The 16,152-nt window shown below is 35.7% G+C and carries 19 protein-coding genes; 2 read left to right on the plus strand and 17 right to left on the minus strand.

The features are described from left to right. Positions 1-43: 43 nt before the first annotated feature. The 7 genes from pstA to FR7_RS19745 form a co-directional block, all read right to left on the minus strand. Positions 44-904, minus strand: a complete 861-nt coding sequence (gene pstA, locus FR7_RS19715; RefSeq protein WP_007932324.1) for a phosphate ABC transporter permease PstA — start codon at positions 902-904, stop codon at positions 44-46. Beyond that, entirely contained in the window at positions 905-1,792 is an 888-nt protein-coding gene (gene pstC / locus FR7_RS19720; protein ID WP_007932325.1) for a phosphate ABC transporter permease subunit PstC, read from the minus strand. 251 nt (positions 1,793-2,043) lie between these two features. After that, on the minus strand, positions 2,044-3,201 hold the full coding sequence (locus FR7_RS19725) for a tyrosine-type recombinase/integrase (protein WP_007932326.1): 1,158 nt from the start codon (positions 3,199-3,201) through the stop codon (positions 2,044-2,046). A 439-nt stretch (positions 3,202-3,640) separates the two neighbouring features. Next, positions 3,641-4,120 carry a helix-turn-helix domain-containing protein gene (locus FR7_RS19730; protein ID WP_007932328.1) on the minus strand — a complete coding sequence of 160 codons (480 nt, stop codon included), beginning with the start codon at positions 4,118-4,120 and terminating at the stop codon, positions 3,641-3,643. A 76-nt stretch (positions 4,121-4,196) separates the two neighbouring features. Further along, positions 4,197-4,805 carry a hypothetical protein gene (locus tag FR7_RS19735; RefSeq protein WP_007932329.1) on the minus strand — a complete coding sequence of 203 codons (609 nt, stop codon included), beginning with the start codon at positions 4,803-4,805 and terminating at the stop codon, positions 4,197-4,199. A 4-nt stretch (positions 4,806-4,809) separates the two neighbouring features. Then, positions 4,810-5,088: a helix-turn-helix domain-containing protein gene (locus FR7_RS19740; protein ID WP_007932330.1), complete on the minus strand. Its 279-nt coding sequence runs from the start codon at positions 5,086-5,088 to the stop codon at positions 4,810-4,812. A 93-nt stretch (positions 5,089-5,181) separates the two neighbouring features. Further along, positions 5,182-5,466, minus strand: coding sequence for a hypothetical protein (locus FR7_RS19745; protein WP_007932331.1), 285 nt, complete (start codon positions 5,464-5,466; stop codon positions 5,182-5,184). 163 nt (positions 5,467-5,629) lie between these two features. Between FR7_RS19745 and FR7_RS19750 the strand changes: the two genes are divergently transcribed. Further along, the gene (locus tag FR7_RS19750; RefSeq protein ID WP_007932334.1) at positions 5,630-5,848 is read left to right on the plus strand and encodes a helix-turn-helix domain-containing protein; all 219 of its coding nucleotides are present in this window, start codon (positions 5,630-5,632) and stop codon (positions 5,846-5,848) included. A 128-nt stretch (positions 5,849-5,976) separates the two neighbouring features. Beyond that, on the plus strand, positions 5,977-6,429 hold the full coding sequence (locus FR7_RS19755; RefSeq protein WP_007932341.1) for a hypothetical protein: 453 nt from the start codon (positions 5,977-5,979) through the stop codon (positions 6,427-6,429). Positions 6,430-6,841: 412 nt separating this feature from the next. Here FR7_RS19755 and FR7_RS19760 read toward each other — a convergent pair whose 3' ends face one another. From FR7_RS19760 to FR7_RS19805, 10 genes are all read right to left on the minus strand, one after another. Next, a complete protein-coding gene (locus FR7_RS19760) occupies positions 6,842-7,447 on the minus strand; it encodes a hypothetical protein (RefSeq protein WP_007932343.1) in 606 nt (201 codons plus the stop codon). 19 nt (positions 7,448-7,466) lie between these two features. After that, positions 7,467-7,931 (minus strand): hypothetical protein, encoded by a 465-nt coding sequence (locus FR7_RS19765; RefSeq protein WP_007932345.1) that lies wholly within the window; start codon positions 7,929-7,931, stop codon positions 7,467-7,469. Between the two features lie 106 nt (positions 7,932-8,037). After that, positions 8,038-8,736 (minus strand): HIRAN domain-containing protein, encoded by a 699-nt coding sequence (locus FR7_RS19770; protein WP_007932346.1) that lies wholly within the window; start codon positions 8,734-8,736, stop codon positions 8,038-8,040. A gap of 11 nt (positions 8,737-8,747) precedes the next feature. Next, positions 8,748-9,647: a HipA domain-containing protein gene (locus tag FR7_RS19775; RefSeq protein ID WP_007932348.1), complete on the minus strand. Its 900-nt coding sequence runs from the start codon at positions 9,645-9,647 to the stop codon at positions 8,748-8,750. A gap of 346 nt (positions 9,648-9,993) precedes the next feature. After that, positions 9,994-10,281, minus strand: a complete 288-nt coding sequence (locus FR7_RS19780) for a hypothetical protein (protein WP_007932350.1) — start codon at positions 10,279-10,281, stop codon at positions 9,994-9,996. Between the two features lie 77 nt (positions 10,282-10,358). Further along, positions 10,359-12,128, minus strand: coding sequence for a tape measure protein (locus FR7_RS19785; RefSeq protein ID WP_007932352.1), 1,770 nt, complete (start codon positions 12,126-12,128; stop codon positions 10,359-10,361). Positions 12,129-12,442: 314 nt separating this feature from the next. Next, positions 12,443-12,883 carry a hypothetical protein gene (locus FR7_RS19790; protein ID WP_237714812.1) on the minus strand — a complete coding sequence of 147 codons (441 nt, stop codon included), beginning with the start codon at positions 12,881-12,883 and terminating at the stop codon, positions 12,443-12,445. Positions 12,884-12,891: 8 nt separating this feature from the next. Then, a complete protein-coding gene (locus FR7_RS24310; RefSeq protein ID WP_017531243.1) occupies positions 12,892-13,053 on the minus strand; it encodes a hypothetical protein in 162 nt (53 codons plus the stop codon). 83 nt (positions 13,054-13,136) lie between these two features. Beyond that, entirely contained in the window at positions 13,137-13,400 is a 264-nt protein-coding gene (locus tag FR7_RS19800) for a hypothetical protein (RefSeq protein ID WP_007932358.1), read from the minus strand. Between the two features lie 307 nt (positions 13,401-13,707). After that, positions 13,708-16,095, minus strand: a complete 2,388-nt coding sequence (locus FR7_RS19805; protein WP_017531242.1) for a DNA primase family protein — start codon at positions 16,093-16,095, stop codon at positions 13,708-13,710. Between the last annotated feature and the right edge of the window lie 57 nt (positions 16,096-16,152).

The raw sequence follows: 16,152 nt of genomic DNA on the forward strand, positions 1-16,152 counted from the left end.
CGCCTAAATCCTCGTCTTGATGTATTGCAACATCTTACTTTTTCTAATGTCCGCCAGCACCTAATTTGCGCTGCAGGATTCTACTCGGTATGGTAAACAATAAATTTAATATAAGAATTGTAATGATTAATAATGCTCCAGACCCATTTGCAATTTCCACTCTGTCAGGTACAAGTCCTACAGCCATAACATACCAAAGATGTACAGCTAAGGTTTCACCTGCTGCAGTCACATCAAAATTGACAATTTGCCGTCCAACTGTCGTACCAGCTGTAAAAATCAAGATGGCTGTTTCACCTAATGCTCTCCCCGCAGTCAGCGTAACACCCGTAATAATGCCAGGCAATGCATTTGGTAAAACAACCCGCCAAATCGTCTGCCACTTCGTAGCACCAAGAGCCAAACTTGCTTCACGATAATGCACGGGAACATTTCGCACGGACTCCTCCGTCACTCTGACTAGAACAGGCAGATTAAGCAGCATTAATGTTAAAGCTCCCCCGATAATACTGAATCCCATGCCCAATGCATTGACAAAGATAATCATGCCAAATAACCCTAATACAATGGATGGAACCGTTGCCAGACTCTCTGTACTCAACCGAATCAAATCCGTCAGTTTATTATCACGAGCATACTCGGCTAAATACACCCCTGCGCCAATGGCCAATGGTATGGAAACTAAGAGGGATAAAAATAAAATGTAAAAAGAGTTAAATAACTGAGCTCCTACACCGCCGCCGGCTTGAATATCACTGGATTTACCAAAAATAAAATCCCATGACAGTACAGGTACCCCTTTGTATAAAATATAAAGCAAGAAAGCAGCCAATATACCTAAGATTACAATACCTGCCAGCCACATTAGCAGCGTAGCTAGCTTATCAAAAACTTTTGCAGACATTTAGATCACCTTCTTTCTGGCAATTCGGCGAATAATCAAAATCATTAACAAGGATAACACTAACAGCACAAATGCCATTAGGAACAACGCATTTCCCCAAGCTGAACCAAAGGGAGTATTGCCCATTTCCACAACAATTTCACTAGGCAGTGTAGAAGTAGGCATAAATAAAGATGTAGCTAATTGTGGAGTATTGCCAATTACCATTTGAACTGCCATGGTTTCCCCTACCGCTCTTGCCATAGCTAAAATAATCGAGGTCAAAATTCCAGGCAATGCAGAAGGTAAAAGAACATGCCAAATCGTTTGCCATCTTGTTGCTCCCAGAGCTAAGGAAGCTTCCTCCAGACTCTTTGGTACTGCTCGAAGAGCATCTTCTGAAATACTCACAATCGTAGGTAAAATCATAATCGCTAGAATAATCGAAGCGGCTAATAAACCAAAGCCGATATTTACATTAAAATAGGTTCGAATAAAAGGTACAATGATCGTTAGGCCCACAAAGCCATATACGACAGAAGGAATCGCTACATATAAATCCGTAGCTGGTCTCATAATTTTACTCAACCAAGCTGGAGCAATTTTCGCCATAAAAATCGCACCAGCCAATCCTAAAGGCGCGCCCAATAAAATGGATAGTACAGTAACTGCTAAAGAACCTACGATAAAACTTAAGGCACCATACTCCAGCCCCATTGGATCCCATTTTGCTGAAAAAAAGAAGTCTAAAGGACTTACTTCTTTAAAGGTCAAGAGCCCCTGTCCGCCGACAAAAACAATGATTGTAACAATAATAATCGTCATCAAACTTGCGCTGGCAATAAATAGATACCTCATATAATGATCATATAATAGTTTCGTTTTATGTTCTTTACTTACTAATTGCATTTTAAATCCTCCTGTTAAGCTTACGCCAACCTTTAAGCCTATGCATAGAAGCTACATCAAGACTTCTCGTAGTTAAATTGTAACCTATTCCTAATTTCCCTTTGTTAAGGGATTGTTACGGTTTTGTTAAATTTCACTGATCTTATTACCTCTTATTGCTTATTACACAAGCATTCTTTAGCCTTATCACTTATTACCGCATGTTGTTTTTTAGGCATGACTGCGGTATTTTTTGCGGTAAAAAAACACTGCTAAATGGCAATATCATCCATCTGTTTTGATAATGCTTCTATTGCTTTGCTAGCATCCCCAGGGATTAAATGCCCATAAGTATCCATCGTGATATTAATATTAGCATGTCCCACTATTTCAGAAATTAACTTAATATTATTCCCTGCACTAATCATTTGGCTTACAAACGTATGTCTTAAAGTATGCGGTGTACACTCTTTGCTTATGCCTAGCTGATTAATAACTTTATTAAATTGTATCCTCATATTATTAGGACTTAAATAAAGCCCATTATAATCACAGAATACCATATTTTCCTTGTTATATTCTTTTCCTATTTGCAGCTTTTCTTTAGCTTGCTCAGCTTTATGCTGCTTAATAATATCAATTAACTTTGGCAATATGGGTACATCGCGTGGTTTACCTGTTTTAGTTGGTCCTAATTCACATTTTTTCAGTTTGCTATTGTAGTTTAAACTATGATTGATGTGAATCGTATTCTTTTTAAAATTTATATCTGCCCAGCTTAAACCTAACACTTCTCCGATTCTAGCTCCGCTATATACAGATAACACATAAAATAAATAATTTCTTGTTCCTTTGGTTTCGCTTAATAATAACTTCAATTCATCCTTAATAAGTGGTACAACCTTCTTTTTCCCTTTAGGTGGAACCTGCAATCCTTCGGCAGGGTTATTTAATATATATTTATTCTTAACAGCCATACTCAAAGATTGCTGCAGCACCACACGAATAATTCCACAAGTTTGACCGCTATATTTTTTCTCAGACTCATTTATAAATTTTTGCAATAAATTATGCCGGATTTTCTTTAATGGCATGTCTTTTAATTTATCACTTATCCATAATTTATAGCAATAACTATATAAATTATAGGTTCCACTGCTAACCTTATCCTTTTTGTATGTTTCCAACCACTCATCTATCCATTTTCCTAACGTCAGCTTGTCGGCCTGAGAAGTCACAGAACAACCATTCTTAGCCTGTTCAATTAAACTGTCACGTTTGGCAATAACCTCTTTCTCAGATAGACCATACACACTCCTACGCTTACTAGTCCCTTCATCATCAGTAATTGTAATGTCAATTCTCCAACGCCTATCTTTTAACTGTCTTGGCCTTGTACCATACCCATTAGGCAACCTTTTTCCAGCCATTAATCCCGCCCCCAATTATATATTTACTTAAAAGAAAGGCAGGAGTATTAACCTCCTGCACGACCTTTTTTAAAAATCACACCATCTTCATATCCTTGACGAGGATAATTTCTAGTATTTCTGTCGTAGTATATCTGCTCCTTTCTGACTATCGATTGCAGGGCTTTCCTTCACAGCCGCGTTTTTCTTTTCCAACCTAATAGCAATCTGAATTAAAATCCGTAATGCTGTTGTTCCTCTTTTCATGTTTTCCTTCATCTCTTTACTTTATTTGGGCGGGACTCAATTCCCCGTGCAGGATAATTCCATAGCACCAGGGTAAAGTTCTAAAAATTTATCTGAATCCCCTGGATCAACGGCATATTTACCCTCATCAATCTAACCCATTCAATATATCTTTTAAATCTACACTCTGATATTCTCTTGTGACTCCACTATTTCATAGGCTTTCATTCTTCTGCTCCTTTGATATTATTTGTACCGACATTCTTGCGTCTTCAAAAGCTTTCAGGTCTTCCGGCCTTATACGATATTTTTTGCCCGTCTGGATAGCATTAAGTTTCTTTTCTCTAATCCATGACCATATAGTAATTTTCTTAACGCCATATCTTTCTGCAACATCATCACATGTTAAAAACTTTTCCATAACATTTTTTGGTGTTCGCATTAAAGAGTTACTATCTGTAGGTCTTATAGCTTTCTTGGTAGGTTTTATAAACTTTATAGTATTCGTAAAATTTATAGGTTTAGCATGCCTTATATTTGATTCAAAACATTCCTCTAATTTTGTTTTAGGTATTCGCCATAAATACCCGATCTTAATTCCTGGAATATCGCCTGAGTTCAACAAATCCACTATAACCTTCTCATTTACCTTTAATATTTTACCTAATTCTTCTGGTGTTAAATATTCGTCCATAGTTATCCCCCTTAGAATTTACTATGGCACAATAATTCATTTATCACCTATATTTCACCTTTTGCATTGTCGCAATTTAAACAATAAGCTTCATTTCCAGAGTATCTGCATCCTGAAAGCCTTTAGCGTAAAAGCCTTCTACTGCTTCTCTAATTAGCTTAAATCGGCTTAGATGGATGGCGTAACCATCTTCTATTTGTTGGCTCTGGCGGTACATCAGGTCTAGACTATATAAGAGATCATCAAGCTCAGCTTGTTTGTCAGTATTCATATGGAATATTTCCTGCATTACTATGTTATTTGGCTTATCCTTTAGCTTTAATAGTTGAGTAAATGGATTATATGGCAACTCGGGCTGAGATGTTTCATCTACAATCGTTTTATTGATAATATCAATAGCCATTTTCGAGTCTAATGCCTGCTCGAATATTACATCTATTGCCTTGCTGAGTTTATCATAACTATTCACTCCTTTATCCCACATTGCAGCAAACAGTTCAAAATATTTATAGTCTACAGTTTTAATTTGGAAATCAAACGGTTCAGGCTCAACTATCCACGGCTTTATAGATTCTTCTTGGCAGAAAAAGTCCATACTTGTTTTAAAGATTGTAGCCACCATATACAATTCATCGCCATTAATTTCACGACCAATTATAGTTTGAAGTCTCTCATAGCCTTTCATAAGTTTATAACCTCCCCCTATTTTTAGCCCAATCCAAAAGCTCCTGAGTTAAAAACCTCTTGTGAGAACCGACAGGGAACCAAGGGATAGCATCTTGACTAACCAACTCATACAATTTGCTTCTAGATATTTTCAAAAAAACAGAAGCTTCATTCACGGTTAGAATATGAGATACTTGTTTGATTGGCTGTATCTCTATTTTTGTTTCTACGGGGGCAGAAGTTCCACATTCGGGGCAAAATTTTGCTTTTGTTGGGATTGTTATACCGCATTTACATTGCATTTAAATAACCTCGCTTTTTTCAATTTTAGTAAATTGGTTACTTCATATAAGGAAAAGTCATTTTGACTTCGGCAACGAATCATTAGTAAATATTTATATTTTTTCAGCCATCATTGCAAACTTTATACCATCAAGAAAGCCCTTATTGTAATGCACATAAGTAGTGCTGGTTTGCAAATGAAATATAGCTGCCTTTATATCTTCTGTTAATTCTTTATTTTCGAGTTTCTCTAACATTTCCACTAAGTATTCACTGGACAAGCCTGCAGCATCTAGCTTTTCACCAATCATAAGCTGCCGTTTTAAAACAAGCTCTTGCCATCCCTCTTCAAACTCACCTACTGGAAGCGTTTGACCTGTAATAATACTTCTTAACATTTTACTCACTCCTTTTTACATACATCACTGTATTTATTATTACCTTCATTGTATATTTCATAGTCCATATTGTCAATACTTCATTGTACTTAATCAGATCTTTATTTGATTTATTGCATTAATCATTGTACAATGTTAATAAAAAATTAGAGAGGTAATTAATGTGATAAAATTCAAATTAGATCGTATTATGTTTGAAAAAGACAAAATAAAAGTACCCAAGCTGCAGGAATTGAGCGGAGTAAACAAAAATACACTTTACGCCATTTATAACAACACGGCAACAAGGGTAGACTTGTCTGTATTGAACCGCCTTTGTGCTGCTCTCAACTGTCAGCCTGGGGATCTGTTAGAGTATGTGCCATCCCAAATAGAAGAATAATCATATTTTACCTACGTAGCTCTGTTACAAAGAAGTTATTTAATATCAAAAAGTTGCTTGGGCTCATTTCGCCTTATATCATCAAACTTCTGATATAAGTATAACAATGATGTTGGAGGAAATTTTCGATGTATGACAAATTAATAGCCGTTCTGCTAGGAGCATTTTTAGGATTTATATTTGGCAATGCAAATAAATTTCTAATTGATCCTTTAATAGATTTAAAAAAGGCAATTAGCGATGCTAAATACACTTTAGAATTTACTAAAAACAAATATACTTCCCCCTTATATTCAGGTACAACAAAATATGATAACTATGAGAAAGTTGAGAAAAAGTATAAGGACGTAGAAACCAGTTTAAGAGTGTCAGCGTCTCGCCTAAGAGTTTCTATCGATAGCGTGGTATGGTTTAAAATGTTTCACCTTATTGGATTAATCCCTAGTGAAGAAAATTTAAAAAGTGCAGCAAGTAGATTATTACGCCTTTCAGAGCATACACTTAGAGGGCTGACCCGTGAAAATACCGAAGACGGGGATAAATGTATCAAGGAATTAAATAGCAGAATTTGGAGAGAATAAATTAAAATTATCTACCAAACCACCCCGGCCACCGTGCCGGTTTTCTTTTTGCCTATTTTGGGCGGGTCATTATCAATACAGAACTATTTAAAATTTTGCAGAAAGTAAATGCTAAGCCAGACATATAACTCATTTATTAATTTCACTTATTAATTAAAGCATTATTATTATTGATACTTATATTTATTGTCTCACTAGACCGCCATAAATCGTCCATACGCATTTTTCATCCTGCAGACGACCAAACTTATCACACCAACATATTAAACTAGCGTAACGGTTAATTCTTCGTATAGCCTGAGGCAATAAGGTAAGAGTTTATTTAAATATTCGTGTATATAAGTTTAGGAGAGGGCAAAAATGCCCTCTCCTAAGAATTTAGTTTATCGCTAACAACCAAATTGCCAGCAGACTACTTTATAATTTCAGCTTTAACTATTGCAGATGTATGGTTTTCGTCTAACAATATGGGGTCATTTGCTTCTTGATCAACAATACCTTTTACACTTATCTTTCTTTCAAACACACTCTCTCTGGAAGGAATAGCTAACACTATAGGCCATTCTCTCCCATTTTTATCTGCTAATATAAAAGGCTGTGATTCATAGCTACCAAATGCAGTAGAAAAATTTCTTCCACCTTTCTTACCATTCCCTGCAACCACCTCGCCGCTTATGATTACCATTTGTCCATGTTTTACTTTACTTGAATCTCCACCATTTCGAAGATCAATAACTATTTTGTCTTTATCAGATGAAGTTAGTTTGTGAAGTAAGCTTTCTTTTGCCGAACTTGTTACATTTTCAGTTTTTACAGGTTCGATAGCTTGCATGTTAGGCGTTTCTTTTTTATCTGTAAATACAACTAATCCAATTATTAATACTGTTATTACGATCCGAACTGCCTTACTATAATGTTTGTACTTCCACAATAGAAACACCCCTGCAGGGAAGAAACAAATAATGACTAGCCACAAAAACCACTTCTTTTGATAAAATTTTTCTTTATTCTCATTCATTATATCACCATAACCTTTGTTATAATCCTAATTGTTTTTTCGCTAAATTATAAATTTTCTCATCTAGAGAATCAGGTTCAATGGGATACCATTTTGACTTCATGGTTTCTCTAAAAAGCTCTTTTCTATCTTCATTATAATAAACAGCAGCTTCTTCTTTCAATTCATCGTTATTAACATCAAAATTGAATTTCCAGTAAATCTCAGAAACATTAGATAGATTAACAATGCGTTTAGGGTATTTAATCCTAAGTTGATCTTGAATACTGTTCTTCGTTTTATCTGAAATACCAGAAATTTTTACCCAACAAGCTAATATCTTACTATTATTTTTATCAATTTTGCCTATAGATATAGTCTGTGTGTCAAGCGATATTATCCCTTTTTCACTACTTTTAACTTCTAACCACCGATCATTACTAGCAAAAACAATGGACGATAGCAAAAGTAAACATAGTCCTGTTAAAACAACTAGCTTCTTCACAATCCCACCCCTTCAATTGTTAATTATTAGAAATATCATATCATTATTAATCATATAAGAAAACTCCCTAAGCACTAAGCCGAGGGAGTTGCTTCTCATGTTAAATTTACTCATCCACTATTGTTAATAAAACTTTCAAACATTCTTGGCAACAAGCCATACTATCAAAGTCTTTTACAATAAGATCAACTTCTAAATTTCCTTTAATTGCTTCACCCACTGCCTTACTATAATACATAGGGATATATCCAATTTTATAATTATCTTTATATACCGCTACAGCATCTGGATCATAATGATTACTGGGTTCTAGCTCTAATCTTAGAATTTCTCCTTTTTGTAATGGGATTTTAATCGTACATCTATTGTCAATCTTGTCATTACACAAATTACAGTGTCGTACACCCGCAATAAAAAATTCCCTAGTGGCTTTGATATTTTCTTTAACTTTAGAAAGATCAATAGGCTCAATAAACTCCAAAGTATCAATTGGAGATCTGCCACCACTTTTTTTTAATAGTTCAAACGAATCATAGTTCTCCAAATTATATTTACTTAAGATATTATTAATATCCTTTCTCTTTTCATCCGGCAATCTTGTTCCAAATGCCGGAAACAAAACATTATTAATATACTCTTTTTTTAAATCAGGAAACGCAACAATTCCATTAAAGCCTTTTTCACAAGCCTTATCAATAGTTTCCTTTTTATATCTAAAACTATATTTTATTCCCTTAGTAAGTGTTCCAACAACAAACCTCTGTCGGGTATTTAAATCTTTCCAAACTACTTCTAAGGTATTCATAGTCAACTTCCTCATTTCAAATTATATATTTGCAAAATTTTATCCCTACGGACTTGCAAAAATCTAACAACCAACTGTTTATGTTTTTCACTCATAAATTCACTCGATATAGATTCTACACATTTACTAATTGCTCCATCAGATAATGCATTTCTTAGCTGCTTCACTATATCGATCGTCTGATCATAATATTTATCATTTATATTATTTAGTAAATCAAACTGCCTTGTCTTTCGATTATCCATCCAAGATATAGCAGAAAGCGATTTACTCTCAATTAATGCTTTGAATCTATTACCATCTTTAAAAAAATTGTCAACATCTTCTTCTTTTACGCGACAACATAATGATGAGCCATTATCATAAACAGGAGATATCTTCAATGGATTTCCAGATCTATCTGTAATTATGCCCCAATTACTTTGGTGCCTATCACTATTGCCAATTAAACAATCAAAAATAGGAATTTTAATAAACTCATCAAAAAGTCCAGTATCCTCTATACATTCTTCTATCATCTGCAACGAATACCTTTTATGATTTGTTTCGTCATATAGTGTATTCACATTAAACATTGGATATAATTTCGTTATATATTGGACACCTTCTACCAAGATTTCACTGTTATAATCTAACACTAAATAACTCATTACGCCAATTTCATCTTTGAATATTCCAATTTCCGTTTTTGCACAAGGTATACCTATTAACATAGCTATACTACTGGCAATATTCTCAGCCCAATGTTCTCCAGTCAATAGATTTAATCCACTAGTATGTTCCTTAGGATATTTAAATAATCCGATTTCTTTTGTACGACTGTTCTTTAACCAGTTCTTCTTGCCTCTACCAGAGCCATCAACGGCTTCTTCATAAATTTCCCATTCATCAAAAACAGTTACATCGTTCATTTAGACTCCTAAAAAACTTATACTTTACTTTTATATTATTTTATCACATTAGTCAAGTTTTGTTATATATAAATGTTCATTATTATATATTTATCTCTTTTTATTTTCATAACAATGCAGTTAGGGAATCTAATCAGTATTATATCTTTCTTGTATATTCAATTTCACTAATACACATTCCGTAGCAATAAAAAATTAAACTGTATATAAATTATTTTTCTTTAAAAACACATTACCTGCATATCGCTTTATTTACACAACAAAAAGAGTCACCCGCCCAAAATACGGATAACTCCTTAATGATGTATCAACTATGTAACACAAGGGGCGGGTTAAATCACAATGCCTATCTCATAAATCCGCCCCTCTTCGCCCCCTCAACTGCCATTCTACATAAAGCAGACTGACCAGCCTGCGCCTCAATACCGGCTTCATCATAGATAATATGATCCTCTGGAATTCCTAAAATAGCTGCTCTTTGCAAGGTAAGAATAATTGTCTCTTCAAGTTCATATGTGCCGGGGTATGTGGCTTTATTTCCGTTATTACTTACACTAATAATAAACTTACCTGCAGGGACCCCGTCCACGAATAGCCAAGCACCCTTGCTAGTATCACGTTTTGTATTCTTCACTTTATCACCCTTTCAGTTGCTTAAATAAAATCCAGCAGGTTAGCAATGGTGCTAACCTGCTGGATTTCTCTTGCCTATTATAATGAATACTGCATTCCAGTAACGAGTCTTTGATTGAACATATCCTCAGTAGCATCTTGGACAAAATTAACCTGCCCTGCAGGGGTACCAGCTAATAGTTGATTTGTTTGGTTTATGGTCACGTTATTGTTTCTTGTACTAGTCCCAGCCAAATCTAGATTAGGGTTTAGATTGATTCCGTAATTATTATTTGCCGCAATTTTAGATGTTCCAGTTGGGCTATTAACGTCAAGGCTTGCATTTATCATGCCTTTCGTTAAATCCATCCCTGCAAGCTTTGCTATTGCCTGACCTGCCCATCCTAGTTTTGATAATACATAAGTTCCTATTGCGGTTCCTATTTGCTGCAATACAGACAATGCCGTTGATAATAAATTCTTAAAAAATCCAACAACAGTGTCTATTGCGCCGCTAAAATTCCCTGTAAAAACTTGAGTCAAAAATTTTAAAGCTAACACAATACCGCTAACAATGCCTTGCCATATTGTCAGTAACAAACTAAAAATTACTTGACCGTTATTGGTAATATCCATAAATTGAGCAATAATCCACTGCACAATAGGAGTAAGAAATGCCACAATTACATTAAACGCAGAAATAAAACCGTCTTTTATTGCCATTATCGCTGGTGTTCCTTCGGACTTTATAACTCCTACCAGCTCATTAAAGCCGTCAATAATAGGCTGTAAGTATGTTAATGCCTTGGCTTTAAATTCATCCCAAGAGCCAACATATTTACCTAATACGCTGTTACCACCAGTCACCCAGTAATAAACGTCTTCCAATGCCAAAGCTACAGCGATTATTGATAGCGTTATTGCAGCTACTGTTAAAAATGCAGGATTCATTAACCAAGCTAAAAACGCCCTACCAACTGCAACGACATTTATTTTTAATATCTGTAGGGCTATTCTCCATAGCTCCAAAGTGTATAATCCCTCGCGAACAACAACCCAAGCAATACCAAAAGCGATCACCGCCGCCGTTGCTATCTTTAAGACGTTCTTAAATCCACCTACTCTCGTAGACGCTGCCCTAATTTCGTCATCAATAGCACCAAAAACTTTAGCAATCCCTTGGGCAATAGATTTAAAAACTCCTGTTTCTTTCTCTAAATCTTGCAGGAATTTCCCCACTCTCAAACCTACGCCAGTAATTGCCTGACCAATCGTAGTAGGCATTTGCATAAATTCTTTTTCTAACTTCGCCGATTGCGATCTAATAGCATCAATAACAACTTTAGCCGTTAATTCACCCGCCTTACTCATCGACCTCAATTGCCCAATGCCTACGCCCATGCCCTCTGCGATTGCGTTTGTTAAGCGTGGCGCGTTCTCCATCAGTGAACGAAACTCATCACCCTGCAGTCTGCCAGAAGCCAAGGCCTGCCCTAATTGCAATACTGCAGCTTGATTTTCTTGCGTGTTTCCGCCGCCAATAATCAACGCTTTATTAATATCCTCAGTCAGTCCCAAAATATCGTTTTGAGTTAAACTCAACTCTTTGGCATTCCTTGCAATCTTTCCATATAAGTCTGCGGTAGTTACATATTCTTGGCGAGTTTTTACCGCTATATTATACAGGGATTCAGTAACAAATTTCTGTTCCTCCGCTCCATTAGTAACCAAACTAACCCTCGCATTAACACTCGCCCAAGCATCTGCCATCTGAAATACTTCTCTAAGCGCAAAAGCCATTCCCATTGCAGCACCAAGGGCACCCATTGCAGCACCTAGTCTATTCGCTCTACGCTCTAAGCTGCCCATTGCGTTATCTGCTTGACCAGCACCAGACCTATCAACCCTAAAACCTATTTGAATTAATAATTCTCTAATCGTCAGTGTAATTCACCCCTTTATCATTTTTATTTATATCCCTAACAAACTTCCACAATAGAAAAAGGAAGGCTTATAACCTCCCCTAAATTACTATTATTTTCCATTTCAAGCATTATCTCAATGTTCAATAATATAACATTATTGGACACTGAGATAATTATTTTACTAGTTATTAAGCATTATTGAGCGTTAATTTACGCCTATGATCATTATAGGAATCTTGGTTATTTTTCTGATTGCTCTTAGCTATCTCGTTTTTCCAACAACTCAATAATTCGCGACTGCCTTTGGTCGGCGGTCATAGCCTCTAATTGTATTGGGCCACCGTTCTTGCCAGTTACTTCTTGACGATCCTTAAACTTCTCAGGGCGTTCGCCCTTAAGTAGGAACATGAGCAGATTATCACTATACCTTTGTACTGTGCCAATTTGTTTTCCTTGATAAAATACCGGTTCCGCTACCCCTTCTACGGCTCTACGTCTGGCCTCTTGCTCTAGCTTGTCGGCTGCAGCTTCTTTAGCTTGATCAAAAGCCAAAACATATTCAGGGTCATTTGCCATTGAATCATAGTGGGTTTGTCTAGCACACCCAGCAATCTCAGCAGATTTAGTAACATTACCGCACTCAGAGAAAACTGCAAGAAATGTCCTCTTTTTTATACTGTCCACTTTAGTCAGATCCATCAACCTTATTACACCACCTTTGTCCCATATTTTCCCCTAAAAACATCACCAGGCGTTGGATCACGATTGCCGCAAGCATCCTTATAAATATTATATTTATCATCTACATAGGCAGATTTCTTTTTTTTTAATGCCTCACGCAAATCTCGGCTCCATATTTTTTTCGACATATTCTCTCCTTTCACATGCTTAATAAATCTTCCTAGTACTCGGAACCCATCTCCAAGCCAGTAGGTAAGTATTAGGGTTAAAACTATTTCTTTGTAACGGGCTTCCATTTTCCAATCTTCTCAGTAATTTCTAATATATAATTCTCTTTATTTACCGTGCAGTGCGAAGCCGAATCCCCTGCAATGGGCTCTCTGTCAACCCATCCACCATGACAATGATTATATTGGCACCAAGGACAAACAAATTTTAACTCCCAGAATTGTCCTACCCATTCAGCAGTACAGGCTATAATTGGTCTTTCACCTTCATATCCTAAAATTTTAGCTGGTATTCGTTGTTTTCTCATTAAAATATCTCCATTAAAAGTTTTTCAAGCACAATTGTTTGCAAACATATTTTAGATGACTAATTTTTAATAAATGACAGATTTGATGACTAATTTAAATGGCAACGAACCCTTACCAATACTGAAATGATGACTAATGACTAATATTTTTTATAATTGATTTCATTAAATTAATATAAAAATATATAGAGAGAAAATAGGGCGAGTTAAAATCAAATCTGTCATCGAAAGTCTGTCACCACTCAATAATCACAAGGGTTTATAAGCTCTTATTATGATGACAGATTTTTTTAAAATTGGTCATTAATTAATTTATAACAACAATATTTAACCAGTTGCGGGTTTCTTTAGTCCTGTATTCCTTTGCATTTGGGAAAACCTCTAATAATTTTTTGTTAAATTTAATAGAACTAACGGGGTGAAGACCATTACATTTGCAAAAATCAGAATATCTATTATAGATAAATGACTTCGTTTCAATATTTCCTGTTTTTTCTTCACAACATTCAGCTAAAAATAAAGATACACTATCATTTGATAGTTTGTATTTCTCTAAGTTTTGCGCTAATATCTCAGGTTCTAAAAAATGTCCCCTTTTAAAAAGCCGCCTCAAGCCATTTATTGATAGATTTAACAGCCCTGATAGTTCTTCTGCAGTAGTTATTTTATTGATTATAAATGGATCTCTCTGGGGAGAGCCTGGTGGAAATTGATTTGGGAATGTAATTACAATCCATCTTCTAAAAAATCCGTGACTATGATCTTTACTTCTTGGCAACTCATTGCAAGAAAATATTAACTTCGCTGTATTCCTAAATTTGAAAGGTTTTTCCCCTTTCTTCTCGGCAGTTATCCAATCCCCACCAGTAAGTGTTTTAAATATTGAACTATCTTCAATAGAACGACTTGGAATATCTGCAAAGACATTGACTAATTTACCTACAAGACTAGCCTTTCTGAATTTATTTTCCGACAGATCCTGCAGGCTTTCATGAGATGTATTATTATCCCCTACGAACCTACCAACAAGATCTAGAAATATTGATTTACCTGATTCACCACCAGAATACAGCAAAAAAGCTTTTTGAATAACTGTGCTTGTCACCAAGAAATACCCGAATAATTCCTCTATAAATTCTTGACATCCATTAGGCAGCACATCATTAAAGAATTTGAGGATGTTTGGACATTTTGCATTTTTATCATAAACAACAGGAATTTGTATTTCTGAGTGATAATCCGATGTGTGCGGAAGTAATTTAATTTCATGATCTCTAAAGTTTACCAGTCCATTTTTTACGTTCAGAAATTCAGTAGCGCCTTCAAAAAAGTTTTCATCGGAAAGTTTCGAAGTCTGTATATAACGAGCGACTTCTGTTCCTCGTGAATCTCGATAATCCTTTCCTAATAGATCTATACATATTTGTTTGATCTTTGTAAAATCGATTGGGATATATACACCATTTTGATATATAAATAAGCTTCCATGATCATATGCTAATGTATTTGTAGCCATTATGTATTCAGCTAATTGGGGAGGTACAAACTTTCCTGATCCATCGAAAAATTCCTTGGGCGGTATATCTGCATCGAAAAATCCATCTGGTACGGGTTTATCAAAATCCTCTATAGCCTCTAACTTTGTACCGTCATTAGTTCTTCTTACCTTATTGGTACTTAGTGCCCAACTACAGGGAGCTTTAACTCCACAACCGCCATCAGGGCACATTTTAAATCCTAATGACTCTTGAATATATCCACAGGTCTGAGCTTGCATGTCATTTAAACAATGGTAAATTTTATTTGTTGTTTCCTGTTCCGTGTAGCCTGGATATGACTTGCTAAGTTCATGGACTATTTCAGGCCCATCTGAGCAACGCGCCACGTTGGTAATCATGGCAACCCATTGAGATTCTGATAGTTCGGCTGCGTGGTCTCTACAAGCCTGCAAGAATTTACAATTATCAATTGCTAATTTCGCAGGACCATCTGATGGGTTTCTTTTGAATCGATCACGTTTTTCCACCTTAACAACTTCAGCTATATACTGAGAAAAATCACTTTGATTATATCGATTGTCATTACTTGATAATACGGTAACTTCTACGGGGATTTCAGGATTCTTGCAATTAAAAGTTCCTGGTATGCGCAGTACTCTTGGTAGGTCGTAAGTACTATCGATGTTCCATTTAGTCCGACTTCTGATATAATTCTGCCATCCCTTAGATATTGACTGCGCTTGCAACCTTTCCTCTGGTGGCTCTAATTTCCACGGCTCTTTAAATATGTAATAGCAATGTAATCCTGAACCGCTTGAAACTATTATTGATGGTTCGATTGGCAACTCATTGATGAATGTTAGGGCTTGATTCATGTCTGCAGGGAGATTCTTTGATTTATGGTTAGGTCCTGCAATGTCGATATCTACATATAATGCCGGAATGGTCGTGATATCTTCGGCGGTAAATCGTCCCTCAGATTTTGGTTTACTTCCTAGATTAACGCCAAAATAAATATCATTTTTTACTGACATTGCGGTATCGATTATCGTGTCAATATTGGAAACGTCAATGAAGCACGTTTTTTTAGTGGACTTTCCCCACAGAGATATGTATCCTTCGGCGTTACTATATAAAGCTTCTAAGAATTGCTTAGTGTTCATATCAATACTTGCTTTTGCATTAGATGAAGCCATGTTATAATTATTAATAGAAATTAAATTCACCTCATTAAGACCGCCGATCCAAGGCGG

Source organism: Pelosinus fermentans DSM 17108 (assembly GCF_000271485.2).
Taxonomy (GTDB): Bacteria; Bacillota; Negativicutes; order DSM-13327; family DSM-13327; genus Pelosinus; species Pelosinus fermentans.